This window comes from Pseudomonas sp. GW823-FHT03E05, from assembly GCF_058796855.1.
Genome location: NZ_JBXAJB010000005.1, coordinates 516,565 through 540,592, shown reverse-complemented (window position 1 = coordinate 540,592; position 24,028 = coordinate 516,565). Strand labels below are relative to the sequence as shown.

Annotated in this window: 23 protein-coding genes; 10 read left to right on the top strand and 13 right to left on the bottom strand. The window is 63.7% G+C overall.

All coding sequences use genetic code 11. The features are described 5' to 3' along the window. Positions 1-26 precede the first annotated feature (26 nt). The 3 genes from AC1RCO_RS22820 (at position 27) to lpdA (ending at position 2,639) form a co-directional block, all read left to right on the top strand. Positions 27-224 carry a rubredoxin gene (locus tag AC1RCO_RS22820; protein ID WP_011058646.1) on the top strand — a complete coding sequence of 66 codons (198 nt, stop codon included), beginning with the start codon at positions 27-29 and terminating at the stop codon, positions 222-224. A 202-nt stretch (positions 225-426) separates the two neighbouring features. Continuing rightward, a complete protein-coding gene (locus AC1RCO_RS22815) occupies positions 427-1,188 on the top strand; it encodes an alpha/beta hydrolase (RefSeq protein WP_169892889.1) in 762 nt (253 codons plus the stop codon). Beyond that, positions 1,185-2,639: a dihydrolipoyl dehydrogenase gene (gene lpdA, locus AC1RCO_RS22810; RefSeq protein ID WP_123431243.1), complete on the top strand. Its 1,455-nt coding sequence runs from the start codon at positions 1,185-1,187 to the stop codon at positions 2,637-2,639. Before AC1RCO_RS22815 ends, lpdA begins: the two co-directional genes overlap by 4 nt. A 57-nt stretch (positions 2,640-2,696) precedes the next feature. On the opposite strand, the gene tauD is transcribed toward lpdA, so the two are convergent. The 7 genes from tauD to AC1RCO_RS22775 form a co-directional block, all read right to left on the bottom strand. Then, positions 2,697-3,536, bottom strand: a complete 840-nt coding sequence (gene tauD, locus AC1RCO_RS22805) for a taurine dioxygenase (RefSeq protein WP_041751907.1) — start codon at positions 3,534-3,536, stop codon at positions 2,697-2,699. A 253-nt stretch (positions 3,537-3,789) separates the two neighbouring features. Next, positions 3,790-4,629 (bottom strand): taurine ABC transporter permease TauC, encoded by an 840-nt coding sequence (gene tauC / locus AC1RCO_RS22800; protein ID WP_041115196.1) that lies wholly within the window; start codon positions 4,627-4,629, stop codon positions 3,790-3,792. Next, on the bottom strand, positions 4,626-5,420 hold the full coding sequence (gene tauB / locus AC1RCO_RS22795) for a taurine ABC transporter ATP-binding subunit (RefSeq protein ID WP_492618069.1): 795 nt from the start codon (positions 5,418-5,420) through the stop codon (positions 4,626-4,628). Before tauB ends, tauC begins: the two co-directional genes overlap by 4 nt. A gap of 27 nt (positions 5,421-5,447) precedes the next feature. Further along, positions 5,448-6,425 (bottom strand): taurine ABC transporter substrate-binding protein, encoded by a 978-nt coding sequence (gene tauA, locus AC1RCO_RS22790; RefSeq protein WP_311167037.1) that lies wholly within the window; start codon positions 6,423-6,425, stop codon positions 5,448-5,450. Between the two features lie 173 nt (positions 6,426-6,598). Further along, the gene (gene gshA, locus AC1RCO_RS22785; protein ID WP_026020196.1) at positions 6,599-8,182 is read right to left on the bottom strand and encodes a glutamate--cysteine ligase; all 1,584 of its coding nucleotides are present in this window, start codon (positions 8,180-8,182) and stop codon (positions 6,599-6,601) included. 215 nt (positions 8,183-8,397) lie between these two features. Continuing rightward, complete coding sequence (locus AC1RCO_RS22780; RefSeq protein ID WP_011058654.1) at positions 8,398-8,781, bottom strand: PaaI family thioesterase; 384 nt, start codon at positions 8,779-8,781, stop codon at positions 8,398-8,400. After that, positions 8,781-11,105: a Tex family protein gene (locus AC1RCO_RS22775; RefSeq protein WP_011058655.1), complete on the bottom strand. Its 2,325-nt coding sequence runs from the start codon at positions 11,103-11,105 to the stop codon at positions 8,781-8,783. The genes AC1RCO_RS22780 and AC1RCO_RS22775 overlap by 1 nt, the downstream gene beginning before the upstream one ends. Before the next feature lie 359 nt (positions 11,106-11,464). Between AC1RCO_RS22775 and ompR the strand changes: the two genes are divergently transcribed. After that, positions 11,465-12,205, top strand: coding sequence for an osmolarity response regulator transcription factor OmpR (ompR, locus tag AC1RCO_RS22770; protein WP_011058656.1), 741 nt, complete (start codon positions 11,465-11,467; stop codon positions 12,203-12,205). Between the two features lie 105 nt (positions 12,206-12,310). Next, complete coding sequence (locus tag AC1RCO_RS22765) at positions 12,311-13,624, top strand: ATP-binding protein (RefSeq protein ID WP_011058657.1); 1,314 nt, start codon at positions 12,311-12,313, stop codon at positions 13,622-13,624. A 75-nt stretch (positions 13,625-13,699) separates the two neighbouring features. Here the strand turns inward: AC1RCO_RS22765 and rimK are convergent, their stop codons facing one another. Genes rimK through rimA form a run of 3 tightly spaced genes read right to left on the bottom strand, consistent with a single transcriptional unit; the run spans position 13,700 to position 15,880 of the window. Then, entirely contained in the window at positions 13,700-14,605 is a 906-nt protein-coding gene (rimK, locus tag AC1RCO_RS22760) for a 30S ribosomal protein S6--L-glutamate ligase (protein ID WP_007931744.1), read from the bottom strand. Continuing rightward, positions 14,602-15,084, bottom strand: a complete 483-nt coding sequence (rimB, locus tag AC1RCO_RS22755; RefSeq protein ID WP_007931742.1) for a retropepsin-like aspartic endopeptidase RimB — start codon at positions 15,082-15,084, stop codon at positions 14,602-14,604. The genes rimK and rimB overlap by 4 nt, the downstream gene beginning before the upstream one ends. A 16-nt stretch (positions 15,085-15,100) precedes the next feature. Then, complete coding sequence (gene rimA / locus AC1RCO_RS22750; RefSeq protein WP_492618068.1) at positions 15,101-15,880, bottom strand: S6 modification regulatory phosphodiesterase RimA; 780 nt, start codon at positions 15,878-15,880, stop codon at positions 15,101-15,103. A gap of 115 nt (positions 15,881-15,995) precedes the next feature. Here rimA and AC1RCO_RS22745 point away from each other — a divergent pair, with 115 nt between their 5' ends. Continuing rightward, a complete protein-coding gene (locus AC1RCO_RS22745; RefSeq protein WP_011058659.1) occupies positions 15,996-16,400 on the top strand; it encodes an RNA-binding S4 domain-containing protein in 405 nt (134 codons plus the stop codon). Between the two features lie 38 nt (positions 16,401-16,438). Here AC1RCO_RS22745 and AC1RCO_RS22740 read toward each other — a convergent pair whose 3' ends face one another. After that, complete coding sequence (locus AC1RCO_RS22740; protein WP_011058660.1) at positions 16,439-17,251, bottom strand: phosphatase PAP2 family protein; 813 nt, start codon at positions 17,249-17,251, stop codon at positions 16,439-16,441. A 98-nt stretch (positions 17,252-17,349) separates the two neighbouring features. On the opposite strand from AC1RCO_RS22740, the gene hslO reads away from it, so the two are divergent. Then, positions 17,350-18,252: an Hsp33 family molecular chaperone HslO gene (gene hslO / locus AC1RCO_RS22735; protein ID WP_011058661.1), complete on the top strand. Its 903-nt coding sequence runs from the start codon at positions 17,350-17,352 to the stop codon at positions 18,250-18,252. A 179-nt stretch (positions 18,253-18,431) separates the two neighbouring features. Then, positions 18,432-19,976, top strand: a complete 1,545-nt coding sequence (locus tag AC1RCO_RS22730) for a phosphoenolpyruvate carboxykinase (RefSeq protein ID WP_011058662.1) — start codon at positions 18,432-18,434, stop codon at positions 19,974-19,976. Positions 19,977-20,091: 115 nt separating this feature from the next. Here AC1RCO_RS22730 and AC1RCO_RS22725 read toward each other — a convergent pair whose 3' ends face one another. Next, positions 20,092-20,946 (bottom strand): EamA family transporter, encoded by an 855-nt coding sequence (locus AC1RCO_RS22725; RefSeq protein ID WP_492618100.1) that lies wholly within the window; start codon positions 20,944-20,946, stop codon positions 20,092-20,094. Between the two features lie 40 nt (positions 20,947-20,986). Further along, positions 20,987-21,340, bottom strand: a complete 354-nt coding sequence (locus AC1RCO_RS22720; RefSeq protein ID WP_011058664.1) for a DUF1493 family protein — start codon at positions 21,338-21,340, stop codon at positions 20,987-20,989. Between the two features lie 233 nt (positions 21,341-21,573). Here AC1RCO_RS22720 and AC1RCO_RS22715 point away from each other — a divergent pair, with 233 nt between their 5' ends. Further along, complete coding sequence (locus AC1RCO_RS22715) at positions 21,574-22,731, top strand: YfaP family protein (protein ID WP_015633773.1); 1,158 nt, start codon at positions 21,574-21,576, stop codon at positions 22,729-22,731. 67 nt (positions 22,732-22,798) lie between these two features. Next, positions 22,799-23,929 carry a polysaccharide deacetylase family protein gene (locus AC1RCO_RS22710; RefSeq protein ID WP_220223542.1) on the top strand — a complete coding sequence of 377 codons (1,131 nt, stop codon included), beginning with the start codon at positions 22,799-22,801 and terminating at the stop codon, positions 23,927-23,929. Positions 23,930-24,028: the final 99 nt, after the last annotated feature.

Below are 24,028 nucleotides of genomic sequence, written 5' to 3'. Positions count from 1 at the left end.
AACCCTTTGATGATGGTTGACCACCCATGAGCACCTACGCTGAAAACGCTGTGGCCGAATCCGGCCTGTGGATGTGCCTGATCTGTGGCTGGATCTACGATCAACGCCTTGGCGATCCGGATTCGGGGGTGCCTCCGGGCACCGCCTGGGACGACATTGCCGAGGATTGGACCTGCCCGGAATGCGGCGTGAGCAAGTTGGACTTCAACATGGTGAAGCTGTAGCCCAGCGCTTGAATTCTGTAGTCGATGAGGAAGGAAGATGGCGACCCAAGAGCCAAGGCCGGCACCTGCCAGGGGCCGGCGCAACAGCTTCAGGAAGATGCTCTTCAAGGGCATTTACAACGGAGTTCTGGGGCTGCTTCGCTGCAGCTTCTGGATCGAGTCGCGGCTTTTTCCCCAGCGCGCTGCAGCACGGGCGCTGAAGATGTTCACGACGCCACAACGGCTGCGCCAGCATTTTCCGCAGACCTTGCCCAGCGCCACGGTGCAGGACCTGGAAACCGACCAGGGGCGCCTGCGCTGCTTTCGCTGGACTCCACCGCAGGTCCGGCGCCGCGTGGTGCTGGTGCACGGTTGGAGTGGCGCCAGCACCCAGTGGCAGTACCTGATCCCGCTGTTGCTGGAGGAGGGCTGCGAGGTCCTCTCCTTCGACTGCATCGGCCATGGCGGCAGCGGCGGTCGGCAGGCCTCGCTGCCGACCTTCGTCAGCATGCTCGACCAGGTGCAAAAGCAACTGGGGCCCTTCGACACCGTGATTGGTCACTCCCTGGGCGGCGCTGCCGCCGGGTATGCCTTGAGCACTCCGGTCGGCAAGGGTTTCCAGCGGGCGGTCCTGGTGGCCGCGCCGGCCGATATCGAAAACGTGGTCCGGCGCTTTGGCGCATTTTTGTGGATCAACGATGACGTCAGGCAACGCATGCAACTTCTGGTTGAGCAACGCTATCAGAAGGACATGGCCAGCCTGGCGGTCAGCCGTTATGGGCGCCAGGTGGAGGTCCCGGTGCTGCTGGTGCATGACCAGCAGGATCAGGAAGTCCCGGCAGATGACCTGCAATCCTTCGCCGAAGGCTTGCGACACCGGCGGGTCTTGCAGACTCGCGGGTTGGGCCATCTGAAAATTCTCAAGGACAGCGCGACCATGGAGGCCGTGGTCGAGTTTGTCTGTGCAAAGGACGGCAATCTATGAGTGAAAGTTACGATGTGATCGTTATTGGTGCGGGTCCCGGCGGCTATGTCGCCGCCATCCGGGCCGCGCAACTGGGGCTCAAGACAGTCTGCATCGAGCGCTACAAGGGCAAGGATGGCAAGACCGCCCTGGGCGGGACGTGCCTGAACGTTGGCTGCATTCCCTCCAAGGCACTGCTGGACAGTTCCCACCACTACTACGAAGCGCGCAACGGATTCGAAGTGCACGGCATCGGCATCAGCAATCCGCAGATGGATGTGCCGGCCATGCTGGCGCGCAAGGACAACGTGGTGCGCAATTTCAACGGCGGCATTGCCTCGCTGTTCAAGGCCAATGGCGTGGCCCTGCTGGAAGGTCACGGCAAGCTGCTGGCCAACAAGGAAGTGGAAGTCACCGCCGCCGATGGCAGCACACAACGCATCAGCGCCGGCAATATCATCCTGGCTCCCGGCTCGCGGCCGATCGACATTCCCGCGGCGCCCCTGGCCGGCGAGGTGATAGTGGACTCCACCGGCGCCCTGGAATTCACCCAGGTGCCCAAGCGCCTCGGGGTGATCGGTGCCGGCGTCATCGGCCTGGAACTGGGGTCGGTCTGGGCACGCCTGGGGGCTGAAGTCACAGTGCTGGAAGCCCTCGACAGCTTCCTCCCGGCGGTGGATGCGCAGATCGCCAAGGAGGCGCAGAAGATCCTCGGCAAGCAGGGCCTGGATATCCGCCTGGGCGCCCGGGTGACGGCCTGCGAAGTGCAGGGCGACAGCGTCAAGGTCAGCCTCAGTGAGGCCGGCGAGGACAAGCAGCAGGTGTTCGACCGGCTGATCGTCGCCGTCGGTCGCCGCCCCCTGACCACCGATCTGCTGGCCGCCGACAGCGGCGTGCACCTGGACGAACGCGGTTTTATCCACGTCGATGGCCAGTGCTGCACCAGCGTTCCCGGGGTGTTCGCCATTGGCGACGTGGTACGCGGCCCGATGCTGGCGCACAAGGCTTCTGAAGAGGGGGTGATGGTGGCCGAGGGGATTGCCGGGCATCGGCACCCGTTGAACTACGACCTGATCCCCTCGGTAATCTACACCCACCCGGAAATCGCCTGGGTCGGCCAGACCGAGCAGGCCCTCAAGGCCGAGGGCGTCGAGTTGAACATCGGCACCTTCCCGTTCGCTGCCAGCAGCCGGGCCATGGCGGCCAACGACACCGCCGGGCTGGTTAAGGTGATTGCCGATGCAGGCACCGACCGCGTGCTGGGCGTGCATGTGATCGGGCCGGGCGCGGCGGAGCTGGTTCAGGAAGGGGCCATCGGCATGGAGTTCGGCACCAGCGCCGAGGACCTGGGGATGATGGTGTTCTCCCATCCGACCCTGTCCGAAGCCCTGCATGAAGCCGCGCTGGCCGTGAATGGCCAGGCGATCCATATCGGCAATCGCAAGAAGAAAGCCCCCGCCGGCGTCAAATAGCCAGTGGCCCCGGCCCCGCTCATGCAGCGCGGCCGGGGTTTGCTGCATCCCCCCGTTTCAGCGCAAGAACGGCACATCCCCAAGAATGGTCGCGCGCTGCATCACCCGGCGCTGTGGACGGTAGTCGTCCACCGCATAGTGCTGGGTCACGCGGTTGTCCCAGAAGGCAATGTCGTTCTCCTGCCAGCGCCAGCGAATGGTGAATTCCGGGCGGGTGGCGTGAGCGAACAGCAGTTGCAGGATGGCTGCGCTTTCGCTCTCCGACAGCTCATTGATCCGGGTGGTGAAGCCGTCGTTGACGAACAGCGACTTGCGCCCGCTCACCGGGTGCGTACGGATCACCGGGTGCGACAGCGGCGGGTTCTTGCGTCGGGTTTCTTCCCAGCGCGCCAGGTCCTCGGGGGTGTTGCCGAAGCGCTCCAGAGGGAAGGACTTGGTGAAGTCGTGGGTCGCGGTCAGGCCCTGCAGCAGATTCTTCATCGGCTCCGACAGCGCCTCGTAGGCGGCAATGCCGCTGGCCCACAGGGTATCGCCGCCGAACTCCGGCAGCAGCTTGGCGCTGAGCACCGCGCCCAGGGCCGGGGTCGGCAGAAAGGTTACGTCGGTGTGCCAGATGGCGTTGTCGCGCACGTCGGTCTCGGCGGTATCGAGGATCAATACCTCCGGCTGCTCCGGCACATTGGGGTAGATCGGGTGGATGTGCAGGTCGCCGAAGCAGGCGGCGAAACGCGCCTGCTGCTGCGGGGTGACCGGCTGGTTGCGAAAGAACAGTACCTGGTGCTTGAGCAGCGCCTGCTCGATGGCGTCACGATGTTCGATGCTCAAGGGCTGGCTGATATCGATGCCGCCGATCTGGGCGCCGAGGGCGGAGCTTAGAGGAGTGATGGTCAGGCTCATGGTCGTTCTCTTGTACGGCGCCGGACGTCGGCGTGGTCGGATTCGGTTTATCTGCATCAATCTTGAAATCGCTGGCATGCACGGCTCTTGTAGCCGCTGCCGAGCCTTGGCGAGGCTGCGAACGGCTGCGCAGCAGACGCAAACCCTTGCAGCGCGGTCGTCCTGGTCGATCGCTGCGCGCTCGGTCGCAGCCTCGCAGGGGCTCGGCAGCGGCTACAGACAACCGGGGCAATCGACGCAAGGCAGGCGCCAGTCAGTGGCTCTGGCCATGCCAGGGCACCAGCTTGCGCTGCAGGGCGCGCAGGCCCATTTCCATGGCGAAGGCGATCAGGGCAATCACCAGGATCCCCAGCACCACCACATCGGTGACCAGGAATTGCGCGGCGGACTGCACCATGAAACCCAGGCCGCTGGTGGCGGCAATCAGCTCTGCCGCCACCAGGGTCGACCAGCCCACGCCCAGGCCGATGCGCACGCCGGTGAGGATGTCCGGCAAGGCGCTGGGCAGGATCACATGGCGAATCAGCTGGGCCCGGGTAGCCCCCAGGGACTGGGCGGCGCGCAGCTTCGCCGGGTCCACGGTGCGCACGCCGGTGGCGGTGGCGATGGCGATCGGGGCGAAGATCGCAAGGTAGATCAGCAGCACCTTGGACAGCTCGCCAATGCCGCACCAGATGACGATCAGCGGCAGGTAGGCCAGGGGCGGAATCGGCCGGTAGAACTCGATCAAAGGGTCGAGCACGCCACGGGCGATGCGGTTGGCGCCGATGGCGATGCCCACCGGAATCGCCGTCAGCACGGCAAAGCCCAGGGCCAGGCCGATGCGTTGCAGGCTCGCCGCCAGGTGCTGCCATAGGGTGGAATCCATGTAGCCGCTGGTGGCCAGCAACCAGCCCTTTTGCAGCACCGCAGAAGGGGGCGGCAGGAACAGCGGCTCGATCAGGCCGGTGGCGGTGACGGCCCACCACAAGGCCAGCAGGACCACCAGGGTCAGCACGCTGATCCAGCGGGTGCTCAGGCTGCGGCGCGCGATTTGTGGCGCTTTGGGGTTGGCATCGCCGGTGGCGGTGGCGGGAATCTCGTAGCTGCTCATGGCCGCTCCTGCTGCTGGGTGGCGCTGCGCTGGGAGAACACCCGGGCCAGCACGTGTTCGCGGGTTTCGATGAACCGCGGGTCGGACTTGATCGCCCGCGCCGACTCGCCGGCGGCGTAGCGCTGGCCGAAGTCCAGGTTCAGGCGTTCGACGATCTGCCCCGGGTTGGGTGCCAGGAGAATCAGGTCGGTGGCCAGGAACACCGCTTCCTCGATGTCGTGGGTAATCAGGAACACCGGCTTGGCAGTGCGCCGCCAGACTTGCAGCAACAGCTCCTGCATCTGCTCGCGAGTGAAGGCATCCAGGGCACCGAAGGGTTCGTCCATCAGCAGCACCCGCGGGTCGGCCGCCAGGGCGCGGGCCAGGCCCACACGCTGCTTCTGGCCACCGGAGAGCTGCCAGATGCGGCGCTTGTCGAAGCCGGCCAGGTCCACCAGGGCAAGCATTTCCCGAGCCCGGGCTTCGCGCTTGTCGCGGGCCACGCCGGCCAGTTGCAGGCCGAAGGCGACGTTGCCCAGCACGTCCTGCCAGGGCAGCAGGGCATCGTCCTGGAACACCACGCCGCGTTCGGCGCTGGGGCCCTGCACCGGTACGCCATCGAGCTGGATGCGCCCGGCGCTGGGTTCGACGAAGCCGGCAATCAGGTTCAGCAGCGAGGTCTTGCCGCTGCCGGAAGGGCCCAGGGCGACCAGCAGTTGCTGTGGCCCCAGGGTCAGGGAAATATCCGCCAGCACCGGTTCGGCGGCGCCGGGGTACTGTGCGCTGATGCGCTCCAGTTGTAGCAAGGCCATGACGGCTATCTCCTGTCCTGACGCGGGTTATTCAGGGATGAACTTGGCGCTGACGTAGGGGGCGTAGTCCGGCAGCACTGCCTCGACCTTGCCCTGCTCCTTGAGGAACGCGGCGGTGTCGGTGATGGCCTTGGTGGTCGGCGCACCGAGGCTGACCACCTGGTCGGCGGCCAGTGGGTAGACGTTGCCCTGCAGTAGCAGCGGGATATCGCTGGCCTTGGCCCCGGAGAGTTTCACCAGCTTGTCGACGTTGCCCTGGTTGGCCAGCCAGGCTTGCGGGTCCTTGCGGTACTGGGCGTAGGCATCCAGGGTCACCTTGGCGAAGGCGCTGACAATTTCCGGGTGCTTCTCGGCAAAATCCTTGCGCACGATCCAGGCATCGAAGGTCGGCGCGCCGAACTTGGCCAGTTCACCGGAGGTGATCAGCACCTTGCCGTTTTCCTTGGCCACGCCCAGGGCCGGGTCCCAGACGTAGGTGGCGTCGATATCGCCGCGCTTCCAGGCGGCGATGATCGCCGGTGGCGCGAGGTTGAGGATCTGCACTTTCGAGGGGTCGATGTTCCAGTGCTTCAGGGCTGCCAGCAGGCTGTAGTGGCCGGTGGAAACGAAGGGCACGGCGACCTTCTTGCCGACCAGATCCTGAGGGCTGTTGATCCCGGAACCGTCCCGGGCCACCAGGGCTTCGGCGGCGCCGATCTGGGTGGCGATGAGGAAGGTCTGCACCGGCACCTTGCGGGTGATGGCGGCGGTCAGCGGACTGGAGCCCAGGTAGCCGATCTGCACATCGCCGGAGGCGATGGCGGCGATGACGTCGGCGCCGTTATCGAATTTGCGCCAGTTGATCTTGGCCTGGGTGGCTTTTTCATAGCTGCCGTCGGCCTGGGCCACTTTGGCCGGGTCGACGGTGGTCTGGTAGGCGACGGTGACGTCGGCCGCCTGGGCGAAGAAACTCGCTGCGGCCAGGGACGCGGCCGCCAGGAGGCGAAGGGGGAAATGCAGTTTCATGGGAGGCTCCTCATAGGCGGCCGGTGATCGGCGTGGGAGGAGACTAAATGATCTAAGAATGCAGAAATAAATAACTTATTTGCATTAGCTTATGAGGGGAATATGCAGCGTGCTGTTCGCCGGCAAGCCGGCTCCTACGGGAGGGGTGTAGGAGCCGGCTGGCCGGCGAAGCGTCAGTTGCTGATGGCCAGGATGCTGGCCTGGTAGGCACCGACGAACACGTCGAAATCACCCACCTCGTTCTGTTCAAGCTCGGTCTGCTGTTCCAGGGATTTGCGCGCCGCTTCTTCGAACGCGGCTTGCTCTTCCTTGCTCAGGGCCTGGCTGCGGAAGTACTCGGCATGGGCCTGGCTCTGGCGCAGGGAGAACTGGGTGAAGCTCTCCTTGTGCTCGCTCATGGCCGCCAGCACCTGGGCCGAAGGGGTCAGGGACGAATCCTTGACCTTGGCCAATTGGGCGTCCAGGGCCTTGCTGTGCACGTCGCTGCCATGGCTCTGGTCGAGCAGGGCGGCCAGAGGGGCGATCTGCTCCAGCAGTTGGGCGGCCCACTCCTTCATTTCCACCGGCTGGCCCTGGCGTTGCAGCTGCAGGCCCGGGCGCCGGCCTTCCTTGACCACGGCGAGGAAGTTCGAGGTGGCATTGCCGCACTCGTTGTTCTCGAACAGCGGGCTGTCGTTGAGTGCGCAATACAGCAGGAAGGCGTCGAGGAAGCGGGCTTCCTGGATGTCGATGCCCAGTGGCAGGAACGGGTTGATGTCCAGGCAGCGTACTTCGACGTACTGGATACCCCGGGCCATCAGCGCCTGGATCGGCCGCTCGCCGGTGTAGGTCACGCGCTTGGGGCGGATGTTGGAGTAGTACTCGTTTTCGATCTGCAGGATGTTGGTGTTCAGTTGCACCCACTCGCCATCCTTGTGGGTGCCGACTTCCACATAGGGCGCGTAGGGCGTGGCCACGGCCTTGCGCAGGCTGTCGGTGTAGCTGTTCAGGTCGTTGTAGCAAGGGGTCAGGCCGGCCTGGGCCTTGCTCTGGTAGCCCAGGTCGCTCATGCGCAGGCTGGTGGCGTAGGGCAGGTACAGGGTCTCGGCGTCCAACTGCTCCAGCTGGTGCGAGCGGCCGCGCAGGAAGCCCGCGTCCAGGGCCGGCGAGGCACCGAACAGGTACATCAGCAGCCAGCTGTAGCGACGGAAATTGCGGATCAGCGCGATGTAGGCCGAGGACTGGTAGTCACGGTCGGTGCCGACAAAGCCCTCGGCCTGCTTGAGCAGCGGCCATAGCTGTTCCGGCAGGGAAAAGTTGTAGTGGATCCCGGCAATGCACTGCATGGTCTTGCCGTAGCGCAGGGCCAGGCCCTTGCGGTACACGTACTTGAGCTGACCGATGTTGGAGGTGCCGTAGTAGGCGATGGGGATATCTTCCTCGGCCGGCAACGGGCACGGCATCGATGGACTCCACAGGTACTCGTTGCCGAGCTTGCTGTAGGCGAAGCGATGAATCTTGTCGAGGCTGGCCAGGGTGTCCGCCGGGTCCTTGAGGGCCGGGGTGATGAACTCCAGCAGCGACTCGGAGTAGTCCGTGGTGATCTGTTCGTTGGTCAGCGCGGAACCCAGTTCTTCCGGGTGCGGGGTCTGTGCCAGGCGGCCTTCGCCGGTGACACGCAGGCATTCACGTTCGATGCCGTGCAGGCACTGCTCGAGCAGAGAGAGGTTAGCGCGCTCGCCGAGCAGAGCCAGGCGGCGGTTGAGAAGTTCGCTCAAGTTGGATTCCTTCACGCGTCAGTCGCCCCAATATGGGGGTGGGCAGGACGGTCTACAAGGGTGAAGTTAAAACTGGCGTTTTCGCCTGGTTTTTGAGTCAAGCCGACTCGCCTGAAAACGCCAATCCTTCATCCCTGAATCTGGCTTTAGCGCGGGCAGAAAACTCCGACGCCGCTTTTGCAGCGCCGAAATTAACCCAAATACATGACAGGGAGCTATAGGACCGCGAAGGTGCCTTGTGCTTTTGCGACCAGTTTGTCGCCCTGGATCACATCCGCTTCCACCACCAGGGTGCGGCGGCCGGGGTGGATCACCTTGGCCCGGCACAGCACCTCGCCCTCGGCCACGGCGCGGATGTAGTTGATCTTGCACTCGATGGTGGCGCTCTGCTGGTCGAAGCCGTGGGTGCTGGAGCAGGCCAGCCCCATGGCAATGTCCACCAGGCTGAAGATCGCCCCGCCGTGCAGCTTCTGCCCGCGATTGCGCAGTTGCGGGGTCAGCTCCAGGGCGACGTCCGCTTCGCCGGTTTCCAGGCGTTGCAGACGGCAGCCGAGCAATTGGCTGAAGGCGCTTTCGGTCAGGCCGGCAGGGATCTGCATCAGCGTTTCTTCAACTGCTTGGCGTTGGCGAACAGCGAGGCCATGGCGTTGTTGCTCGGGGCGGGCGCGGCGCTCTCCTTGCGCGGTGCATTGCCCTGGGAGGAGCGTGGCGCCGAGCCGGGGCGGGAGCCGCGGGCACCGTCGATCTTCTCGCCCGGGGTGTCGCCCATGCGCATCGACAGGCCGACACGTTTGCGCGGGATATCGACTTCCATGACCTTCACTTTCACCACGTCACCGGCCTTCACCGCTTCGCGTGGGTCCTTGATGAACTTCTCCGACAGCGCCGAGATGTGCACCAGGCCGTCCTGGTGCACGCCGATGTCGACGAAGGCCCCGAAATTGGTGACGTTGGTCACCACGCCTTCGAGGATCATCCCCAGTTGCAGGTCCTTGAGGTCTTCGACACCGTCCTGGAACTCGGCGGTCTTGAACTCGGGGCGCGGGTCGCGGCCGGGCTTGTCCAGTTCCTGGAGGATGTCGGTGACGGTGGGCAGGCCGAAGGTTTCGTCGGTGAACTTTTTCGGGTCCAGGCGCTTGAGGAAGCCGCTGTCGCCGATCAGCGAGCGGATGTCGCGGCCGGTGTCGGCGGCGATGCGTTGTACCAGCGGGTAGGCTTCCGGGTGCACTGCGGAAGCGTCCAGCGGGTTGTCGCCGTTCATCACACGCAGGAAGCCGGCGGCCTGTTCGAAGGTCTTTTCACCCAGGCGGGCGACTTTTTTCAGCGCGGCGCGGGTCTTGAAGGCACCGTGTTCGTCGCGGTGGCTGACGATGTTCTGCGCCAGGGTCGCGTTGAGGCCGGAGATCCGCGCCAGCAGGGCCACGGAGGCGGTGTTGACGTCGACGCCCACGGCGTTCACGCAGTCTTCCACCACCGCGTCCAGGCCACGGGCCAGTTTCAGTTGCGAGACATCGTGCTGGTACTGGCCGACACCGATGGATTTCGGGTCGATCTTCACCAGCTCGGCCAGTGGATCCTGCAGGCGGCGGGCGATGGACACCGCGCCACGGATCGATACGTCCAGGTCCGGGAATTCCTTGGCCGCCAGCTCCGAGGCCGAGTACACCGATGCACCGGCTTCGGAGACCATGACCTTGGTCATCTTCATGGCCGGGTATTTCTTGATCAGCTCGGCCGCCAGCTTGTCGGTTTCCCGGCTGGCGGTGCCGTTGCCGATGGCGATCAGGTCCACCGAGTGCTTGGCGCACAGGGCAGCCAGAATGCCCAGGGTCTGGTCCCACTTGTTATGCGGCACATGGGGGTAGACGGTGGCGTGGTCCAGCAGCTTGCCGGTGGCATCCACCACCGCCACCTTGCAGCCGGTGCGCAGGCCCGGGTCCAGGCCCAGGGTGGCGCGCGGGCCGGCCGGAGCGGCCAGCAGCAGGTCGTGCAGGTTGTGGGCGAAGACGTTGATCGCCTCGGTTTCCGCGCCATCGCGCAGTTCGCCCAGCAGGTCTGTTTCCAGGTGGGTGTAGAGCTTGACCTTCCAGGTCCAGCGCACCACTTCGCCGAGCCATTTGTCGGCCGGGCGGTTCTGGTTCTGGATGCCGAATTGCTGGCCGATCATGCCTTCGCACGGGTGCATGGTGCCCGGCAGTTCGTCACCGACTTTCAGCGCGGAGCTGAGAATGCCTTCGTTGCGGCCACGGAAAATTGCCAGGGCGCGGTGCGATGGCATGCTTTTGAGTGGTTCATCGTGTTCGAAGTAGTCGCGGAACTTGGCGCCTTCCTCTTCCTTGCCGGCGATCACGCGGGCGCTGATGGTCGCTTCCTGCTTGAGGAAATTGCGCAGCTTTTCCAGCAGGCTGGCGTCTTCGGCGAAGCGCTCCATCAGGATGTACTTGGCGCCTTCCAGGGCGGCCTTGACGTCGGCCACGCCTTTTTCGGCGTCGACGAAGCGTGCGGCTTCGGTTTCCGGAGCCAGGTTCGGGTCGTTGAACAGGCCGTCGGCCAGTTCGCCGAGGCCGGCTTCCAGGGCGATCTGGCCCTTGGTGCGGCGCTTCTGCTTATAAGGCAGGTAAAGGTCTTCGAGGCGGGTCTTGGTGTCGGCCAGCTTGATGTCGCGGGCCAGCTCCGGGGTCAGCTTGCCTTGCTCTTCGATGCTGGCCAGGATGCTGATCCGCCGTTCGTCGAGTTCTCGCAGGTAGCGCAGGCGCTCTTCCAGATGACGCAGCTGGGTGTCATCGAGGCTGCCGGTGACTTCTTTCCGGTAGCGGGCGATGAAGGGCACGGTGGAGCCTTCATCCAATAGAGCGACGGCCGCTTCGACCTGTTGTGGGCGTACGCCGAGTTCCTCGGCAATGCGGCTGTTGATGCTGTCCATAAAACCACCTGACAAATTGTGAAAGCAGGCCCGCGGGCACGAAAATAAGGCCCGGCGAGTCTGGTTGAGCGGCCTGGCACGCGCCGCCACCTGGATCAAAAGGCTGCCTGTTGACCCGTGAAATCGAAAAAATACTGCCGGCCCGGGTAAAAAAATAAACCGGCCGCAGGCGTACTGATCAGATATTGCCCAACACAAAAGGCGGCGCATTATACCCAGCGTTAGCCGTTGCGGGGTGATCGCCAGCCTCAGGCCGACAGCGGGTTTGCTGGCGATAGAGGAAAAATCTGCTAACAATGCACTCGGTGCGTATAACGGCAGCTACGCCATAATGCGCACCGAGATTAGAGGAGCATCCAATGAGCAGCACTGTACAAACTGCTGAAGGCGAAAAAATTCTTATTGTTGACGACGACCCGGGGCTGAGCAGCCTGCTGGAGCGTTTCTTCGTCAGCAAGGGCTACCGTGCCCGCGCAGTACCGAACACCGAGCAAATGGACCGCCTGCTGGGTCGCGAAGTGTTCAACCTGGTGGTACTCGACCTGATGCTGCCCGGCGAAGACGGCTTGACCGCATGCCGCCGCCTGCGCAGCGCGAACAACCAGATTCCGATCATCATGCTCACCGCCAAGGGCGACGAGCTGAGCCGCATCAAGGGCCTGGAACTGGGCGCCGACGATTACCTGGCCAAGCCGTTCAACCCCGACGAGCTGATGGCGCGGGTCAAGGCCGTATTGCGTCGCCAGTCCGCCCCGGTGCCGGGTGCGCCGGGCAGCGAAGACGAAAGCGTGACCTTCGGCGACTACGAGTTGTCCCTGGCCACCCGCGAGCTCAAGCGCGGCAATGAAGTGCACATGCTCACCACCGGTGAATTCGCGGTGCTCAAGGCGCTGGTGATGAACGCCCGCCAGCCGCTGACCCGGGACAAGTTGATGAACCTGGCCCGTGGTCGCGAATGGGACGCCCTGGAGCGCTCCATTGACGTGCAGATCTCCCGCCTGCGTCGGATGATCGAGCCCGATCCTTCCAAGCCGCGCTACATCCAGACCGTCTGGGGCGTGGGTTATGTCTTTGTGCCGGATGGCACCGCGACCAAGTGATCATTGATTTGTAGGAGCCAACGCCCGGGCCGGTAACGACCCGGGCGTTCGCATTCCGCAACGGTGCGAGCGCGAGTCGCTCCTGCAAAGTGTGTAGTGGCTGTTATGAAAACCCCGCTGTGGTTCCCCCAGAGTTTCTTCTCCCGCACCCTGTGGCTGGTGCTGATCGTGGTGCTGTTTTCCAAGGCATTGACCTTGGTTTATCTGTTGATGAACGAGGACGTGCTGGTGGACCGGCAGTACAGCCACGGCGTGGCCCTGACCCTGCGCGCCTACTGGGCCGCCGATGAATCCAACCGTGACCAGATCGCCGAGGCTGCCGGCCTGATCAAGGTGGTGGGCAGCGGCGTACCGGCCGGCGAGCAGCATTGGCCCTACAGCGAGATCTACCAGCGGCAGATGCAGGCCGAACTGGGCGCCGACACCGAAGTGCGCCTGCGCATGCATGCGCCGCCGGCGCTCTGGGTGCGGGCGCCGAGCCTGGGGGACGGCTGGCTCAAGGTGCCGCTGTACCCCCATCCGCTGCGGGGGCAGAAGATCTGGAGCGTGCTGGGCTGGTTCCTGGCCATTGGCCTCTTGTCCACCGCCTCGGCCTGGATTTTCGTCAGCCAGCTCAACCAGCCCCTCAAGCGCCTGGTGTATGCCGCCCGGCAACTGGGCCAGGGACGCAGCGTGCGCCTGCCCATCAGCGATACGCCCAGCGAGATGACCGAGGTCTACCGCGCGTTCAACCAGATGGCCGAGGACGTGGAACAGGCAGGGCGAGAACGGGAGTTGATGCTGGCCGGGGTGTCCCACGACCTGCGCACGCCGCTGACCCGGCTGCGCCTGTCCCTGGAATTGATGGGCGATCACACTGACCTGACCGACGACATGGTGCGGGATATCGAGGACATGGACGCCATTCTCGACCAGTTCCTGGCCTTCATTCGCGATGGGCGCGACGAGTCGGTGGAAGAGGTGGACCTGGGCGATCTGGTGCAGGAAGTGGCGGCGCCCTACAACCAGAACGAAGAACGGGTGCACCTGCGCCTGGAGCCGATCCAGCCGTTCCCGCTGCGACGGGTGTCGATGAAGCGCCTGCTCAACAACCTGATCGGTAACGCCTTGAATCATGCGGGTACGGAAGTGGAAGTGGCGGCCTATGTGTCCGGTGACACCAATGCGCCCTATGTGGTGCTCAGCGTGATGGACCGTGGCGCGGGGATCGATCCTTCGGAACTGGAAGCGATCTTCAACCCCTTCACCCGTGGCGACCGTGCCCGGGGCGGCAAGGGCACCGGGCTGGGGCTGGCCATCGTCAAGCGGATTGCCGCCATGCACGGTGGCAATGTCGAACTGCGCAACCGCCCCGATGGTGGCCTGGAAGCGCGGGTACGCCTGCCGCTGGGCTTGCTGCTGCCCCGTGATGCGGATTGATCAGGGCTTCGCTCCTGCAGGCAGCACATAGCCCGTAGGAGCTGGCTTGCCAGCGCAAGGCCGGCCACGCGATCCCTAGCCCTTGCCCTTGGTCCGGGTCATGTTCGGCCCGCCGTTCTTCTCGATGTGCTCGATGATGATTCCCGCCACGTTCTTGCCGGTGGTGGTCTCGATGCCTTCCAGGCCCGGCGAGGAATTGACTTCCATCACCAGCGGCCCGTGATTGGAACGCAGGATATCCACCCCCGCCACGCTCAGGCCCATGACCTTGGCCGCCCGCAGCGCGGTCATGCGTTCTTCGGGAGTGATCTTGATCAGGCTGGCGCTGCCGCCGCGATGCAGGTTGGAGCGGAACTCCCCCGGCTTGGCCTGGCGTTTCATTGCCGCGATCACCTTGTCCCCCACCACGAAGCAGCGAATGTCGGCGCCGCCCGCCTCCTTGATGTACTCCTGGACCATGATGTTCTGCTTCAGGCCCATGAAGGCCTCGATCACCGATTCCGCCGCCGTGGCGGTTTCACACAGCACCACGCCGATGCCCTGGGTGCCTTCCAGCACCTTGATCACCAATGGCGCGCCGTTGACCATCTCGATCAGGTCGGGAATGTCGTCCGGGGAATGGGCGAAGCCGGTCACCGGCAGGCCGATGCCACGCCGCGACAGCAACTGCAGCGAGCGCAGCTTGTCCCGCGAGCGGGCGATGGCCACCGATTCGTTGAGGGGGAACACCCCCATCATTTCGAACTGGCGCAGCACCGCGCAGCCATAGAAGGTCACCGAGGCACCGATCCGCGGGATCACCGCATCGAAGCCTTCGAGGGGCTTGCCGCGGTAGTGGATCTGCGGCTTGTGACTGGCGATGTTCATGTAGGCCCGCAGGGTATCGACCACTACCATTTCATGGCCACGCTCGGTGCCGGCCTCGACCAGACGACGAGTGGAATACAGACGCGGGTTACGCGACAGCACAGCGATCTTCATGCAACACCTGTGGCAGAGGTAGTGGATACCGGGAACACCGGTTTGTCTTGTACGTACTTGATGCCCGGATTGACCACCAGTTGGCCGTCGATCAGAGCCTTGGAACCCAGCAGCAGGCGATAGCGCATGGCCTTGCGGCAGGCGAGGGTGAACTCCACCCGCCACACCCGATCGCCCAGGGCCAGGGTGGTGCTGATCACGTAGCGCACCTGGGCCTGGCCGTTGGAGCTTTTAATGGTTTTCATCGCCACCAGCGGTGCTTCGCAGCGCCGGTGACGCAACTGCACCACACTGCCCAGGTGGGCATTGAAGCGCACCCACTGCTCACCGTCGCGCTCGAAGGGCTCGATCTCGGTGGCATGCAGGCTGGAGGTGCTGGCCCCGGTGTCGATCTTGGCGCGCAGGCCGGCCACGCCCAGATCCGGGAGCGCCACCCACTCGCGCAGACCGACAACGGTCAAATGGTCAAAAGTCTTCAATAAGGAAAATCCGCAATTAGCTGTTCCAGGCCGCGGCCGGAACCTCGGCCAGGGCTTTGAATGCAGGCTTGGCGAACCAGTAGCCCTGCATCAGATAAATTCCACAGTCGCTGAGAAAGTCCCGTTCACCGGCGCTTTCAATACCTTCGGCGATGACTGTAACCCCCAACTCCGCACACATTGTGACAATCGCGCGGATGATCGCCTGGCGTACGCGATCCTGGTCCACATCGCGCACCAGCGCCATGTCGAGCTTGATCAGGTCGGGTTGGAAATCCGCCAGCAGGTTCAGCCCCGAGTACCCCGAGCCGAAGTCGTCGATGGCGGTCTTGAAGCCGAATTCGCGGTATTCACGCAGAATATTGGTCAAATGGCGATAGTTATCTACGTGCTGGCTTTCCAGGGTTTCGAAAATCAGCCGGTCCAGGGGAAAACGCTGGGCCCGGGCTGCCTCCAGGGTGCTGCGGATGCACAGTTCCGGCCGGTACACGGCGTTGGGCATGAAGTTGATCGACAGGTGGCTTTGCATCCCCAACTGGGCGGCGAGGGTGATTGCCTGGGTCCGGCAGCGCTGGTCGAAACGGTAGCGATTGCTGTCATTGACCTGGCCCAGCACCGTTCCCGCCCCTTCGCCATTGACCCCGCGCACCAGGGCTTCATGGGCGAAGACCGAGTGGTCCCGCAGATCGACTATGGGCTGGTAGGCGAAGGAAAAATCGAAGTCCAGTGGCTGGCTTTGCTGGCAACCTTCGCAACGGTTGCCGGGCGAGGTCAGGGAAGTGGGGAAGTCAGTCACGGGGACTCCTCGCGTATCAGGGCGCAACCTGGGTTATTTTAGGTGAGCGGCAGGGTTTATGAGAGCCCGCTTGCAGGCGGTAAAGTTGCGACATTTTTCAGCGAGGGGAATTCCAGTGGCGCACAAGCAGGAAGAAGAGGACAAGGTTCGTCTGGATAAATGGCTCTGGGCAGCGCGCTTCTACAAGACCCGGGCCCTGGCCAAGACAGCGATTGAAAGCGGCAAGGTGCATCACCGGGGCGAGCGCTGCAAACCGGGCAAGGAGCCGCGGGTAGGCGATGAATACCAGATTCGCGCCGGCTTCGACGAACGCACCGTGGTGGTCCAGGCCCTGTCCATCGTCCGCCGTGGCGCTCCTGAAGCGCAGGCTCTGTACGCGGAAACCGAGGCCAGCATCGCCAAGCGCGAAGCCGCTGCGGCCCAGCGCAAGGCTGGTGCCCTAGGAGTGAGCACCGACGGTAAACCGAGCAAGAAACAGCGCCGGGACCTGTTCAAGTTCCACGGCAGCAACCACGAATGAAACCGTAGGAGCCGGCAAGCCGGCTCCTACGGGGCTGCTTAGCGCAGCAGGCTGCTGGCGCGCACCACGCTCATGCGCGAGAGCACGGGCATCCGGCTCAACAGGTTGAACAGCGGGTGGGTCAGGCGCAGCAGGAAGTTCGACATCCGCGCCGCGTACGGGGTGTAGTAGCCCCAGCCCAGGGCCAGCACCGCCAGCAGCACACCGCCGATGTAGTCGTCCTGGCCCCAGTGGGCGCCTGCCACCAGGCGCGGCATCATGAACAGCAGGGTCAGGCCCCAGACGATCAGGAACTGGCCGATGCTGCGGCTGAAGATCCCCATGAACAGGCCCCAGATCAGCAGCACCGAAGCGTGGTCGCCCGGGAAGCTCTGGCTGGAGCGGTCCTTGAGTTCCCAGGTCTTTTCCCAGCCCGGGAAGTAGTCGCTCATGTGCACGGCGCCTTCCAGCACCATGGACGGGCTGTTGTGCTGCCAGTTCATGACGGCCACCAGCTTGGAAAACAGCGCGCGAATCACCACCATCAGAATCAGGATCGATAGAAAGCCGAAGAAGGCGCGGCGCACGTCCACCGCCTTGAACACCCAGTCACCGCGAATCAGCAGGCCGAGCATGATCAGCCCCACCACGATATCGAACGGCCGCAGGCTGGCCACGGCCCAGATATGCAGCCAGGTCGAGTTGCTTGCCAGAGGGGCGTTGAGGTGGTGGAACAGCCATTCGTCGAAGACCGTGCAGAGCGCCTGCCCGGTGGGCCACAACCAGAAACCCAGCAGGGCCAAAGGGAGTAAATTGCACAGAACCAGCTTGCCGAGGTTCCACCTTGCTTGGAACAAACCCGGATTGTTCATAAAATATCTCCAATCACCGCAAAACTGCACCCTCATGGTGCAAAGCCGCAATTTTCGGTGCTTGTCACCTTTTTGTCATCATTCAGATACCCAGACCTATGACTGATTTGCCGGATACCGACTTCACTCAACGCTTCATCTTCGATGAGAGCGACACCCGCGGCGAGCTGGTGGCGCTGGAGCGCAGTTACGCGGAAGTCCTCGCCAAACACCCCTATCCCGAGCCGGTGGCACAGCTGCTCGGCGAACTGATGGCGGCGGCATCGTTGCTGGTCGGCACCCTAAAATTCGATGGCTTGCTGATTCTCCAGGCCCGTTCCGAAGGCCCGGTGCCGCTGCTGATGATCGAGTGCTCCAGCGAGCGCGAGATTCGTGGCCTGGCCCGTTACGACGCGGAGCAGATCGCCCCTGATGCCACCCTCGCCGACCTGATGCCCAACGGCGTCCTGGCCCTGACCGTGGACCCGACCAATGGCCAGCGCTACCAGGGCATCGTCGACCTGGACGGCACCAACCTGGCGGAATGCTTCACCAACTACTTCGTCATGTCGCAACAGACCGGCACCCGTTTCTGGCTCTATGCCGACGGCCGCAGCGCCCGTGGCCTGCTCCTGCAACAACTGCCCGCCGACCGCCTGCGTGATCAGGAAGAGCGTGACGCCAGCTGGCAGCACCTCACTGCCCTGGCCAGCACCCTGACCGCCGATGAGCTGCTGAGCCTGGACAACGAAACCGTGCTCCACCGCCTGTACCACGAAGAAGCCGTGCGCCTGTTCGACGTGCAGCCGCTGCGTTTTCGCTGCAGTTGCTCGCGGGAACGCTCGGGCAATGCGCTGGTCAGCCTGGGTCTGGAAGATGCCCAGCAACTGGTGGTCGAACATGGCGGCAGCATCGAGATCGATTGCCAGTTCTGCAACGAACGCTACCTGTTCGATGCCGCTGATATCGCGCAATTGTTCGCGGGGGCGGGCGTGGACACGCCGTCAGATACTCGTCACTAAAACGATTCAGCGCAGGTAAATCACCTGGCAAACGCCGGAATTACGCCGTGCTGACGGGAGGGCCCTACTATTTTGGGGCTTTTCTGGCATAATCCGGCGCACTTTTTTCGCGGTAGTAGTGCGCGAGTTTCTACTACAAAACGTTTGGAGCACTCGGCCAATGGCCGACGGGGAACCTCATGACGCAAGCCAATAACGCCGTGTACACCGATCTGAGTGTGGATGATCTGGTCAAAGAAGCCCTGAACCGCGGTGAGGGCGAGCTTGCCGATACCGGCGCTCTGGTGGTTCGCACCGGTCATCGTACCGGCCGTTCGCCAGTGGATCGTTTCATCGTAGAAGAGCCCAGCACCCAGGACGCTATCGCCTGGGGCCCGATCAACCGCAAGTTCCCGGCGGCCAAGTTCGACGCCCTGTGGGACCGCGTTGAAGCCTACCTGGGCGAGCGCGAGCGTTTTGTTTCCCATGTGCATGTAGGTTCCGATCCGGCGCACTACCTGCCGGTGAAAATGACCACCGAGACCGCCTGGCACAACCTGTTCGGCCGCTGCCTGTTCATCAACCCCGAGCAGTACAACGCCGGTGGCAAGGATGAGTGGCAGATCCTCAACGCGCCGAACTTCGTCTGCGAGCCAGAGCGCGACGGCACCAACTCCGATGGCACCGTGATCCTCAACTTCGCGGCCAAGAAAGTGCTGATCGCCGGCATGCGCTACGCCGGTGAAATGAAGAAAGCCCTGTTCTCCGTGCAGAACTTCCTGCTGCCGGCTGCCGACGTACTGCCGATGCACTGCGCCGCCAACATGGGTGAAGAAGGCGACGTGACCCTGTTCTTCGGTCTGTCGGGCACCGGCAAGACCACCCTGTCCGCTGACGAAAGCCGTTACCTGATCGGTGACGACGAACACGGTTGGGGCGTGGGCGTGGTGTTCAACATCGAAGGCGGTTGCTATGCCAAGTGCATCGACCTGTCGGAAAAGAACGAGCCGGTGATCTGGAAAGCCATCCAGCACGGTGCCGTTCTGGAAAACGTGGTGATCGACCCGGTCACCAAGAAAGCCGACTACGCCGACGACAGCCTGACCCAGAACAGCCGCGCCGCCTACCCGCGCGAGCTGATCGAAAAACGCGCACCGAAGAACCTCGGTGGCGAGCCTAACGCCGTGATCTTCCTGACCTGCGACCTGACCGGCGTACTGCCGCCGGTGTCGATCCTCAGCGAAGAACAAGCCGCCTACCACTTCCTGTCCGGCTACACCGCTCTGGTGGGCTCGACTGAAATGGGTTCGGGCTCGGGCATCAAGTCGACCTTCTCCACCTGCTTCGGCGCACCGTTCTTCCCGCGTCCGGCGGGCGAATACGCCGAGCTGCTGATCAAGCGCATCCGCGGTTTCGGCTCCAAGGTCTACCTGGTCAACACCGGCTGGACCGGCGGTGGCTACGGCGTGGGCAAACGCTTCAACATCCCCACCACCCGTGGCGTGATTGCAGCGATCCAGAGCGGCGCGCTGATCGGTGCCGAGACCGAGCACCTGGACATCGTCAACCTGGACGTGCCCAAAGCCGTACCGGGCGTCGAGACCGGCCTGCTCAACCCACGCAACACCTGGGCTGACAAAGCCGCCTACGACGAAGCCGCCAAGGCCCTGGCCGGCCTGTTCATCGAGAACTTCAAGAAGTTCGACGTGAGCGACGCGATCAAGGCAGCCGGTCCAAAGCTGTAAGCCTCGACCTGCCATGAAAAAGCCGCCCTTCGGGGCGGCTTTTTTGTGCGCAGCTGTAGCCGCTGGCGCAGGCTGCGATGGGATGCGCGGCATCCCTTGGGCCAGCCAGACACCCTCACGTCTTCAAGTGCAACACCAGCGCCCCCAGTAACACCAGCACCACCCCCGTCACTTGCACCGCCGTCAGCCGCTCCTTGAAGAACACATAGCCCAGCACCGCAGCGATGCCGCCGGACAGGGTGCTGATCACCGTCACCACCGACACCGAGCCGCTCATGGCACCCCAGGAAAAGGCGAAGAAGGCGCCAAGGTTCATCAGGCTGGTGGAGGCCAGTAGCCCGCAGTTCTTCAGTGGCGGAATCTTCAGCCCGTCCGGGACTTTCAGCACCATCAGCAGCATTACGCCGCTGCCCACCGCGTAACCCAGCCAGAGCATGCTGATCGGCCCCAGTTGCGGCAGGGTGTAGCGGCCCTGCAGCCAGAAGCTGGTGCCATAGAGGAAGGCCGAGAGCAGGGCGAAGAAGATCGAGCGGCCGGCGGCGGTGCTGTGGGGCAGCTTGGAGTCCGAGTGCAGGCTGGAGAGGATCACGCCGATCACGCACAACAGGATGCACATGAGCTGCAGCAGGCTGATCTGCTCGCCACTGGCCCAGGACAGCAAGGTGGTGACCACACCGTAGGAGGTCACCAATGGGGCGACGATGGAGGCTTTGCCCAGGGCGAAGGCCTTGCCCAGGGCCAGGGCGCCGGAGACGGTGAAGGCCGCGGCGACCATGCCCATCAGCCAGACCTCCAGGGGCGCGGCCATGGCCTTGAGCAGGAAGGCGGGAAAGATCACCAGCAGCAGGCTCATCAGGGTGAACCCCAGGCTCTGGCTGAAGAACACCGCACGTTTCACACCCACGGCGCGCACGTTGAGCCCCACGAGAAAATCGGTGCCGCCCCAGAGCAGGGCGGCGAGCAAGCCCATCAGTACGTCCACGGCATTTCCTTATGTACTGCCGTGGACCTTAGAGGCCTTCCAGCTCCTGAGTGTCCCAGCGTTGCTCCTTGAGCGCCCGGTACAGCATGCCGATGGTCAGCGGGAGCTTGTCTCCCCGACCCTTGGCGCGACGCTTGAGGGACACATCGTAGCCTTCGGGCTGGAAGTAGCGATAGCTGTCGAAATCGACAAAATCGATATCGAACTGTTCTTCCAGAGCGTTGAGTAAATGCCGGGCGTCGGCGCCGTCGCAACCCAGGTCGAGATTGATCGCGGTGTTCAGGCGAAGAGTCTTGCGCTCGGGCAGGCCTATTTCCTCATGCAGCAGTTGCATGAGCTGGCGCATGATGACGTCGTCGGGAAAGCCGGGGGCCAGTTGCATGGTCGGGGTTCACTTGCGGTTTCCAGGGGCTGCAGTGTAAGGCGAGTTGGGGATTGGCTTGCAAGTGCTCGGAGGTCGGGACGGGGGGCGTTGCTCCGGGTAGGCAAGACTGTCGTTTTACGCTGTATTTACGGCGCCAGGCCGAGCATTGGCGGGCAAAACTGTGTATGGTTCGCCGCTGATGGGTGGGGCGGGACAGAGGTCCGGCCATCGTTATCTACAGGGATTTTGTTATGGCTTTTTTCCGCCTGGCGGCGTTGTTGTGGCTAGGGATGCTGATGAGTCCGGTGCAGGCTCAGTCGTTGTCGCTCCAGGTGCTGGATGCGGTGGTCAAGGACGCGGTACTGGCCGATGCCGAAGTGCAGTTGGGGCAGGCTTCCGGGCGGACCGATGCCCAGGGGCGAGTGACGCTGGAGGCCGCCGATTCGCCGGGCAGTGAACTGCTGATCCGCAAGCTCGGTTATGCCGACCTGCGGGCCAAGTGCCCGTGCCAGGGGCTGAGCTACGCCATGAGCCCGGTGCTCAAGGATCCGCAAAGCCTGCGCGTGGTGCTGAGCTGGAGTGCACCGGGGGAAGACCTGGATGCGCATTTGAGCTATCCCCACCGGTTGCTGTATTACGCCACCGGCACCGGGCCGGGGGCGCGGATGAATGTGGATAGCACCGACAGCCGCGGGCCGGAGACCCTCACCATCGAACAGCCTGTGCCGGGCGATGCCTACGTGTATGCGGTGCACGACTTTACCAACGGCAATAACCCCGAATCCTTGCGCCTGGGCCGCAGCCAGGCGCAAGTCTTTGTCTATAAGGGCCCGACGCTGATGCGCAGCTACCGGGTGCCACAGAACCGCCAGGGCAACCTCTGGGTAGTGTTTCGCCTGACGGCCAATGGCCAACTGCAGGACATCGATCGGGTGCTGCAAGGCAACGAGGAAGTGGAGTCGCGGATGAGCGACCTCGATCCGCTGCTACTGGCCAATGGCAAGCCCATCGATGAAGTGCTGGCCAGGGACGAGGGGCCGGTGGATGCCAAGAGCCTCAACCAGAAAGGCGAGGCTTCCTACCGCAAGGGCGACTTCGGCAGTGCGGGTATCTACTATCGCGAAGCCATCGAGCTGGATCCAGGCTTTGCCCAGGCCTACAGCAACCTGGCGCTGTCCAACCGCAAGAACAGCCGCCCCGACGAGGCCGTGGCCGCCGATCGCCAGGCAATCGCCCTGGCCAGTGGCCCGTCGGCACCCACCATACGCGCCAGCGCCTACTACGACATGGGGCGCATCTACGAAGATGCCGGGCAATTGGTCACGGCGCTGGAGCACTACCGCAAGGCCCGGGAGCAGAAGGCCAACCCGGTGTACGACAAGGCGATAGAGCGGTTGCAGAACCGCTGATCACACAGGCAGAAGTTATCTCCACAACGCGCCGGCAGTGGCGCGTTGTGCATTTATGGAGGTTGGTATGCGAATTCGTGTTTTCCCCTGGTTGCTGGCGCTGTGTCTGACCACAGGGGTGGCCCAGGCGGCCGGGCCGCTGGTGTTCGCCACCATCGACCGCAGTGGCTGGCCGAATCCGCTGACCAGCGCCGCAGATTTCGATACCGCCTCCCGGGCCGAGATTCTGATGTTCAGCAAAGCCCTGCTGGTCACCGAGGCCTTGGATGACAAGGCCCTCAAGCAGCGGCTTGGAGTGCGGCAGCTTGACCGCAAGTCGGTGGATCAACTGCGCCAGCGTTTTTGGGAGCAATTGCTGGGCAACTACCGGCAGGCCAGCCAGGGCTGTGATGGCCAGCCTTTCTGTCTGCAGGTACGCAACCTTGGGGAGCTGCGGCAACTGGCGGCCAGTTTCACCGGCGCCAGCAAGGCGGCCTACGGCGCCTGGGGTGAGGCCAGTGGGCAGTTTCATCAGCAGTACCTCAATGAACAGCTGCGCCTGGCCGCCTTGTTTCCCGCCGTCAGCAGTGAGATCCAGCGCATGGACCCGGCAGAGCGCCTGGGCGACGAACTGGCAGACCGGCAGTTTCTGCTGACCTTCGACGATGGGCCGAGCCTGAGAGACGGGCCTACGGATCAGTTGATCGAGGTGCTGCGGGCCTACGATCTGCATAGCCTTTTCTTTGTCCTGGGGGACTCGTTTCAGGCGCGCCTGAGCCAGTCTTCGGCAGGGAAAATGCGCGAGTTGTACGACGGTCAGTGTGTGGGCGTACACGGCTGGGAGCACAAGTCCCACTCATCCTGGAACGAATGGCAAAGCTCGGTGATTCGCAGCGCCAACTTGGCCAACCGCACGTTGACCAATGAGTACCTGCCGCTGTTCCGGCCGCCCTACGGGCAGCGTCGCAGTGACAGCGCCGGGTTCTTCAAGGCCCAGGGGGTGCAGGTGATGCTGTGGAACATCGACTCCCAGGACTGGAGCAAGAAGGTCAGTGCCGAGGCGGCCGCGCAGCGGGTGCAGACACTGATGCTGCTCTGGCGCCGGGGCATCATTCTGTTCCATGACACCCATGCCAAGGCCGCCCAGACGGTGCCGGCCTTGCTCAAGGCCAATCAGCACAACGGCGTGCAGTGGCTGGATTGCCGGACCTTGCGCTAGCGGTGGCCTCTTTTAGCGGCAAGCCGGCTACTGCGCTGGGGCTGGCTTGCCGATGAAGCTTCTTGTGCCCGGTATCATCCGGTAGCGCTTTTCCTTCGA

Bases quoted from the DNA above. Each gene is read 5' to 3' on its own strand.
- AC1RCO_RS22820 (WP_011058646.1), top strand. From the start codon at position 27: ATGAGCACCTACGCTGAAAACGCTGTGGCCGAATCCGGCCTGTGGATG.
- AC1RCO_RS22815 (WP_169892889.1), top strand. From the start codon at position 427: ATGTTCACGACGCCACAACGGCTGCGCCAGCATTTTCCGCAGACCTTG.
- lpdA (WP_123431243.1), top strand. From the start codon at position 1,185: ATGAGTGAAAGTTACGATGTGATCGTTATTGGTGCGGGTCCCGGCGGC.
- tauD (WP_041751907.1), bottom strand. From the start codon at position 3,536: ATGAGCCTGACCATCACTCCTCTAAGCTCCGCCCTCGGCGCCCAGATC.
- tauC (WP_041115196.1), bottom strand. From the start codon at position 4,629: ATGAGCAGCTACGAGATTCCCGCCACCGCCACCGGCGATGCCAACCCC.
- tauB (WP_492618069.1), bottom strand. From the start codon at position 5,420: ATGGCCTTGCTACAACTGGAGCGCATCAGCGCACAGTACCCCGGCGCC.
- tauA (WP_311167037.1), bottom strand. From the start codon at position 6,425: ATGAAACTGCATTTCCCCCTTCGCCTCCTGGCGGCCGCGTCCCTGGCC.
- AC1RCO_RS22780 (WP_011058654.1), bottom strand. From the start codon at position 8,781: ATGCAGATCCCTGCCGGCCTGACCGAAAGCGCCTTCAGCCAATTGCTC.
- AC1RCO_RS22775 (WP_011058655.1), bottom strand. From the start codon at position 11,105: ATGGACAGCATCAACAGCCGCATTGCCGAGGAACTCGGCGTACGCCCA.
- ompR (WP_011058656.1), top strand. From the start codon at position 11,465: ATGAGCAGCACTGTACAAACTGCTGAAGGCGAAAAAATTCTTATTGTT.
- AC1RCO_RS22765 (WP_011058657.1), top strand. From the start codon at position 12,311: ATGAAAACCCCGCTGTGGTTCCCCCAGAGTTTCTTCTCCCGCACCCTG.
- rimK (WP_007931744.1), bottom strand. From the start codon at position 14,605: ATGAAGATCGCTGTGCTGTCGCGTAACCCGCGTCTGTATTCCACTCGT.
- AC1RCO_RS22740 (WP_011058660.1), bottom strand. From the start codon at position 17,251: ATGAACAATCCGGGTTTGTTCCAAGCAAGGTGGAACCTCGGCAAGCTG.
- hslO (WP_011058661.1), top strand. From the start codon at position 17,350: ATGACTGATTTGCCGGATACCGACTTCACTCAACGCTTCATCTTCGAT.
- AC1RCO_RS22730 (WP_011058662.1), top strand. From the start codon at position 18,432: ATGACGCAAGCCAATAACGCCGTGTACACCGATCTGAGTGTGGATGAT.
- AC1RCO_RS22725 (WP_492618100.1), bottom strand. From the start codon at position 20,946: ATGGGCTTGCTCGCCGCCCTGCTCTGGGGCGGCACCGATTTTCTCGTG.
- AC1RCO_RS22720 (WP_011058664.1), bottom strand. From the start codon at position 21,340: ATGCAACTGGCCCCCGGCTTTCCCGACGACGTCATCATGCGCCAGCTC.
- AC1RCO_RS22715 (WP_015633773.1), top strand. From the start codon at position 21,574: ATGGCTTTTTTCCGCCTGGCGGCGTTGTTGTGGCTAGGGATGCTGATG.
- AC1RCO_RS22710 (WP_220223542.1), top strand. From the start codon at position 22,799: ATGCGAATTCGTGTTTTCCCCTGGTTGCTGGCGCTGTGTCTGACCACA.